Origin of the sequence: Actinotalea ferrariae CF5-4, from assembly GCF_000603945.1 — a bacterium.
In the GTDB taxonomy this organism is placed as follows: domain Bacteria; phylum Actinomycetota; class Actinomycetes; order Actinomycetales; family Cellulomonadaceae; genus Actinotalea; species Actinotalea ferrariae.
Window position 1 is genome coordinate 1 of the sequence record NZ_AXCW01000265.1, and the last position, 5403, is coordinate 5403.

The following is a 5403-nucleotide window of genomic DNA, read 5'->3' on the forward strand; positions in this document are numbered from 1 at the left end:
CGGCGCGCTGCTCCTGCACTGGGCCGGGCAGCAGGGGGGTGCGACCGCGGCCGTGGGCCTCGTCGTCGGGGCGGTCGCCGTGGCCCTGGCCCTGCCCGGCCTCGTGCCGCCCGGCACGCTCCGCGCCCGGCGTGGCCTGCCGTCCGTCGTCCTCGTCCGCGGGCTGCTCGGGGCGGCGTTCTTCGCCGCCGAGGTCTACCTGCCCCTCCTGCTGACCTCGGAGCGGGGGCTGCGTCCCGCGCAGGCGGGGCTCGCCCTCACCGGCGCCGCCCTGGCCTGGTCCGCGGGCTCGTGGCTGCGCGGCCGGAACGACGCCTGGGACCCGGGCCACGTCGTGCGGGCCGGCGCGGCGACGATCGTGCTGGGCACGGTCGTGGCCGGGGCGGCCGTCCTGCCCGCGGTGCCGGTCGTCGTGAGCCTGGTCGGCTGGACGGTCGCCGGGCTCGGCATGGGACTGACGTACCCGACGCTCTCCGTGCTCACGCTGCGCCTGTCGGCCCCGGCCGAGCAGGGTGCGAACTCGTCCGCCCTGCAGGTCATGGAGTCCCTCACCATCGCCGTCGTGCTCGCGGTGAGCGGACCCCTCTTCGTGCTCCTGCTGGCCCGGGACGCGACCACGGCGTTCGTCACGGCCTTCGCGGTCGCGGGGGCGTTCGCCGTCGTCGGGCTGCTCGTCGGCGGGCGCGTCCGCGCCGCCTGACGGTCCCCCGGCAGGCCGGCACGGGCCGGCACGGGTCGGCACGGGTCGGCGCACCACCCGTCCGGAGCAGCGCAGGTCACGATTCGGGATCGGCGCGGGCGACACGCCATGTGAACGCTCACAGAATCGTCGCGGGCGACGATTCTTGGAGCATGTTCACGACGACGGGACTGTCCTTCAGCGGCGCTGCTGTGGAACGCCCCTGCCCGCCGGAACCGCTGCGGCTCGTGCCCGCGCCGTCCCCGTCGCCGGAGGCCACCGCTCCCGACGCCGAGCGCCTGCTGGCCGCCCGCACGGACGAGCTCCTGACCGCCGTGCCCTGCGCGGCCCGGCCCTCGACGCGCTTCGTGCACCGGGACGGGCCGTGCCGCTGCTTCGTGGGCGGGCCGGCCCCGGAGTTCCCGCCCTCGGCGGGTGTCCCGGTGACGGCCGCGTCCTGAGCCCTAGGCCCTCGGGCCGTAGGCGCCGCCGGGGTGGACGACGCGGTCCTCGGACGGCATGAGCACCCACAGCACGGGGTAGACGATCAGCTGGCTGCCCGGCAGCAGCATGAGCACCAGGACGAACAGCAGCCGCGCGCCCCACGGGCTGATGCCGAAGCGGCGCGCGAGCCCGGCGCACACGCCTGCCAGCACACGGCCCTCCAGCGGGCGGGCGAGGCCCTGGCGGCGCATGTCCTCGTGGATGTTCACTCTGATCACTCCTGACGTGGTCGGTCTGACACGACCATCGTGCGCCGCCCGGTGGGAAGGGCGCCTCCGGTACGCACCCTGAGCCGACCCTGGTCCTGCCGGCGCCAGGGACCCCGACGCCTCAGGGGTGACCCGGGCTCAGCCGACCGGCGTCGCCTCGGGAGCGACCGCGCGGCGTCGTCGGACGGCCGTCGCGACGACGTGGACGAGCCCGGTCAGCACCGAGGCCGCGGCGAACACGGCCAGGGCCTGCAGGGGCTTCTCCATGATGTCCGGCGCCACGACGATGACGCCGGCCAGCGCCAGCATCGTGATGCCGGCGAAGAGCTTGAGCACCTGGCCGTGGTGCTCCTGGAGGCGCAGTGCGCGCATCGTCCCGACGGCCACGGCCACCACGACGATCTCGTCGAGGAGGAACGGGACCATGTACGCCCCGAAGAGCGCCGCCGCCTCGCCTGCCGGCACCCCGGCCTGCTGGAGGAGCCCCGTCCACAGGACGGGGAAGCCCGCCGTGCACGGCGTCTCCAGGAGCGACACCGCCACCCCGAGCGCCGCGGTGGCCAGGAGGGCGGGCCCGAGCCGGTCCTGCCCCGCCGCGGCCCGCATGCGCTTGTACAGTCCCGGCTTGGCGGCGTCCGGGATGGTGAAGGAGATCCCGCGCTTGAACGCGACGTAGTCCTTCACGCTCACCACGCCGACCACGCCCGCGACGACGGCCACCACCGCCTGCACCGCCGCGAGGTGCGTCGCGACCGACAGGGCCGAGTAGATCCCCGCCATGTACAGCGCGTACATCCCCGCGGTGACGAGCAGGAAGGTCCCGCCGACGGCGACGACGCGGCGCCGGCTCGCGGTGCGGACGACGATCGTGAGCAGGACCGAGATGGCCCAGAGCGAGCACGGGTTGACCCCGTCCACGAACCCGATGACGAGCGTCGACACGAGCAGCGACCGGGCGCCCAGGTCCACCTCGCCCAGCAGCGGCACGTCGACGACGGCGCCCGCCCCCGACTCGCACGCGAGCGCCTCCTGCGAGCAGGTCCCGGCCCCGGGCGTCCCGTAGACGCCCGGCTGCACGCTCCGGCCCGCGACGGCGCGGTCCAGCGCCGCCGCGAGGTCCTCCGCGATGGCGTCGGTCCAGCCGATCCACACCCGCTCGCCCAGCACCGTCGTCGGCACCGAGGACGCCTCGAACCCCAGCTCCTCCCCCGTGCGGACGAACAGCGCCCGGCCCTGGGCGTCCGCCCAGACCTCGTGCTCCACGACGACCAGACCCGGGAACCGCGGCGCCTGCTCGGCGAGCCACGCCGACTGCTCGGCGCACTTGGGGCAGCCCTCGCCGGTGAACCGGACGAGCTCGACCGCCTCGGGGCCGGCCTGGGCGCCGTCGGTGGCGCCCGCCGCCGGGGCGGACGGGGGTAGGAGCAGGAGGAGGACACCGAGGAGGAGGGTCACCACCAGGGCCGGCGCGCTCGACAGGGCACCCGCCCGCGGGGAGCGTCCTGCTCTGACGGCCATGCCCGCATCATCGGTCGGGCCGGTGGGCGGGACGTGGGACCAGCGTCCCCGGCCCGGTCCTCAGAAGTCGTCGAGGTCCAGCTCGAACCAGACCGTCTTGCCGCCGTCCTCGTGGACCTCGACGCCCCAGCGGGAGGACATCGCCTCGACGATCGCCATGCCGCGGCCGTTGAGCGCCGACGGGTCCGTCCGCATCACGACGGGGCTCGCGTCGGCGCCGTCGCTCACGGAGACCCGCGCCAGCTGATCGGTGACGACCAGCTGCAGCCCGATCCCCGCCTGGGCGGGACCGTGGAGGACGGCGTTCGCGAGGAGCTCGCTGGACAGCAGCTCGAGGACCTGGTTGGTCATGCCCACGGCGCCCCGCGCGGCGGCGGTCCGGACCACCCAGTGGCGGCCGATGGCGACCGACTGCCGCTCGCCCGGCAGCAGGATGCTGTCCACGTCGACGCCCGGATCGACGTCCGCGTCGACGTCGCGGCCTGCCTCGGTCTCGTCCTGGTCGGCCGGGACGGCGTCGTCAGGGGCCGTGACCTCGCCGTCGGAGGCGACGAGCCGGAGGGTGCGGTCGGACGACGTGCGCCGTGCGCGGTCGCCGGTCATCTGCACTCCTCCTGTGGTCAGGGTCCGCTCCCGAGGGTGCCGACCCCCGTCCTGGACGACCACCCTGCCAATCACCACCCCGCGCCGCCTCTCGGCCGGGTGACGGGGACAGTCTGGCATCTTCCCCCGGTGGCCGCGTCGTGACCAGGGGGAACCGGCTCAGCGGCCTGCTCGTTGTCCCAGGGTCCCACCCACGCCGACCGCCAGGAGGGGCCGTGCCGCAGCCCGTCGTCCCCGTGGACCCTGCCCTGCCCACCGCCGCCGCGCAGGGCCACGCGCCGCCGTTCGACCCCGCTGCGTCCGCCGAGGAGGAGCTCGACCGCCAGGTCCGCGCCTACGTCGCGACCGGCGTCGCGGCGCTGCTCGGCCTCGACGAGGCGGGACTGCTCCGGCGCGTCGAGCCGGCCCGCCGCGCGCTGGCCGAGATCGCGGCGGACGACGACGCCTCGGCCGCGGCCCGAGCGCGCGGGGACCTCGTGCCGTTCGTCCTCGTCCTGGACGTCGCCCCGCACGGGCCGGAGGCCCTCGTGCCCGCGATGCGGCACCGCTCGCGGGGAGGCATCAGCGTGGTGCCGCCCGAGGAGCTCGCGGGCTACCTGCCCGTCGACGGGGTGGCCGTGGCGCCCGGCGACCGCCTCGTCGTCGGCGTCGACACCGGCGGGACGTTCCGCGGGACGACGCCCGAGGCGGCGCTCGCGACGGTGCGTGCCGCCGGTCGTACGCCGCTGACCGTGGAGGAGGGCCTGGCGCTCGTCGTGGTGCGGCCCGACATGCTGCGCCCGAACCGCTGCTTCTCGCTCATGGGCTCCCGGCGGGGCGACCAACGGGTGCCGGCGGTCTGGATCAGCGCGGGACGGCCCAAGCTCGGGTGGTGCTGGGACCGGAACCCCCACGACTGGCTCGGCGCCGCGCACGCGGCCGCACGCGTCGCGGTCAGCGCCCGGGGTCGATGAGCCGCGGGATCCCCGCCGGGGCGGCGGCGGAGAGCTCCAGGTACTTCGCCTCCGCCCGGTGCAGCCGGACGTGCTCGTCCAGGCTCCACGTCGGACCGTTGCGCAGCACCGTGCCGCAGGAGCACTCGAGCCACAACGTCCCGTCGGGGTCGGACCGCAGGGTGCCGACGGTGTAGTGGGTCGCCCTCGCCCGCTCCTTCGCGTCGCGCAGGGCGGCGCTGACGGGTTCCGGTGCGCGCTCGCGCCCGGCGTCCTCCGTGGTGGTCACTCGCCTTGTCTACCACCGGCGCCAGGCCCCCTCCGCACGGATCCGCACTCGCCCGACCCGAAACGGTCGTGAACCAGTTCTGACGCGTTTTCAGTGTCCGTTTCGTCTCGTTTCGGCATCACTCGTCCGGGTGACGCACGTCCGTTGAACCTGCGACCTTGGACAACCCCACGCACCGTCAGGCCACCGGACGGGCACCTTCCCCACACCCCCGCGGCCCTCACGCCCGTCCCGTCAGGTCGTCGCGGGCCGATGCCGGGAGTCCCCATGAACCGTCCCTCCAGAGCCGCCTCGACGACGTCCGCGGCCGCCCTCCTCACGATCGGTGCCGTCGCCGCGGGGCCGGCCGCTGCCGCCCCCGGTGACGCCGCGTGCACGACGGCCCAGACCTCGTTCGACGCCGCCCTCGCCGGGGCGAGCGACCCGGCCCTCGTCGCGGACCTCCGCGCGGCGCTCGAGGTGATGATCACGGCGGAGACCGAGCTCGCGCTCCTCGAGGCCGAGGCGACCACCCCCGAGGCCGACCTGGCCGCCGCCGTCGAGGCGCACGTCGCCGCGCAGGCCGTCCTCGACGCGGCCCTCGCCGCGTATGCCGACGCCGACGCCGATGTCGTGACGGCCCGCGCGACCGCCAGCGCCGCGGTGCAGGCGGCCGCCTCCGCCGCCGAG

The 5403-nt window shown here is 75.8% G+C and carries 7 protein-coding genes and 1 pseudogene; 4 read left to right on the forward strand and 4 right to left on the reverse strand.

Going from position 1 to position 5403, the window contains the following annotated elements:
- Both N866_RS21520 and N866_RS21065 read left to right on the forward strand, forming a co-directional pair.
- A partial coding sequence (locus tag N866_RS21520) for an MFS transporter (protein ID WP_034228186.1) occupies nucleotides 1-700 on the forward strand: 700 nt, incomplete at its 5' end.
- Between the two features lie 152 nt (nucleotides 701-852).
- Nucleotides 853-1140, forward strand: coding sequence for a hypothetical protein (locus N866_RS21065; protein ID WP_034228188.1), 288 nt, complete (start codon nucleotides 853-855; stop codon nucleotides 1138-1140).
- A gap of 3 nt (nucleotides 1141-1143) precedes the next feature.
- Here the strand turns inward: N866_RS21065 and N866_RS15970 are convergent, their stop codons facing one another.
- The 3 genes from N866_RS15970 to N866_RS15980 form a co-directional block, all read right to left on the reverse strand.
- Nucleotides 1144-1392 carry a PspC domain-containing protein gene (locus N866_RS15970; protein WP_034228190.1) on the reverse strand — a complete coding sequence of 83 codons (249 nt, stop codon included), beginning with the start codon at nucleotides 1390-1392 and terminating at the stop codon, nucleotides 1144-1146.
- 138 nt (nucleotides 1393-1530) lie between these two features.
- A complete protein-coding gene (locus N866_RS22630; RefSeq protein WP_052023152.1) occupies nucleotides 1531-2910 on the reverse strand; it encodes a glutaredoxin family protein in 1380 nt (459 codons plus the stop codon).
- 60 nt (nucleotides 2911-2970) lie between these two features.
- Nucleotides 2971-3513 (reverse strand): ATP-binding protein, encoded by a 543-nt coding sequence (locus N866_RS15980; protein ID WP_052023153.1) that lies wholly within the window; start codon nucleotides 3511-3513, stop codon nucleotides 2971-2973.
- 215 nt (nucleotides 3514-3728) lie between these two features.
- On the opposite strand from N866_RS15980, the gene N866_RS20090 reads away from it, so the two are divergent.
- Nucleotides 3729-4466 carry a DUF5701 family protein gene (locus N866_RS20090; RefSeq protein WP_052023154.1) on the forward strand — a complete coding sequence of 246 codons (738 nt, stop codon included), beginning with the start codon at nucleotides 3729-3731 and terminating at the stop codon, nucleotides 4464-4466.
- On the opposite strand, the gene N866_RS15990 is transcribed toward N866_RS20090, so the two are convergent.
- Nucleotides 4447-4734 carry a hypothetical protein gene (locus N866_RS15990; RefSeq protein ID WP_052023155.1) on the reverse strand — a complete coding sequence of 96 codons (288 nt, stop codon included), beginning with the start codon at nucleotides 4732-4734 and terminating at the stop codon, nucleotides 4447-4449. The two genes, N866_RS20090 and N866_RS15990, sit on opposite strands and share 20 nt — an antisense overlap.
- A 267-nt stretch (nucleotides 4735-5001) precedes the next feature.
- Between N866_RS15990 and N866_RS15995 the strand changes: the two are divergent.
- Nucleotides 5002-5403 (forward strand): annotated as a pseudogene (locus tag N866_RS15995) (hypothetical protein); the annotation flags it as partial.

Coding starts and splice junctions, on each gene's coding strand:
- N866_RS21065 (WP_034228188.1), top strand. CDS start 853: ATGTTCACGACGACGGGACTGTCCTTCAGCGGCGCTGCTGTGGAACGC.
- N866_RS22630 (WP_052023152.1), bottom strand. CDS start 2,910: ATGGCCGTCAGAGCAGGACGCTCCCCGCGGGCGGGTGCCCTGTCGAGC.
- N866_RS15980 (WP_052023153.1), bottom strand. CDS start 3,513: ATGACCGGCGACCGCGCACGGCGCACGTCGTCCGACCGCACCCTCCGG.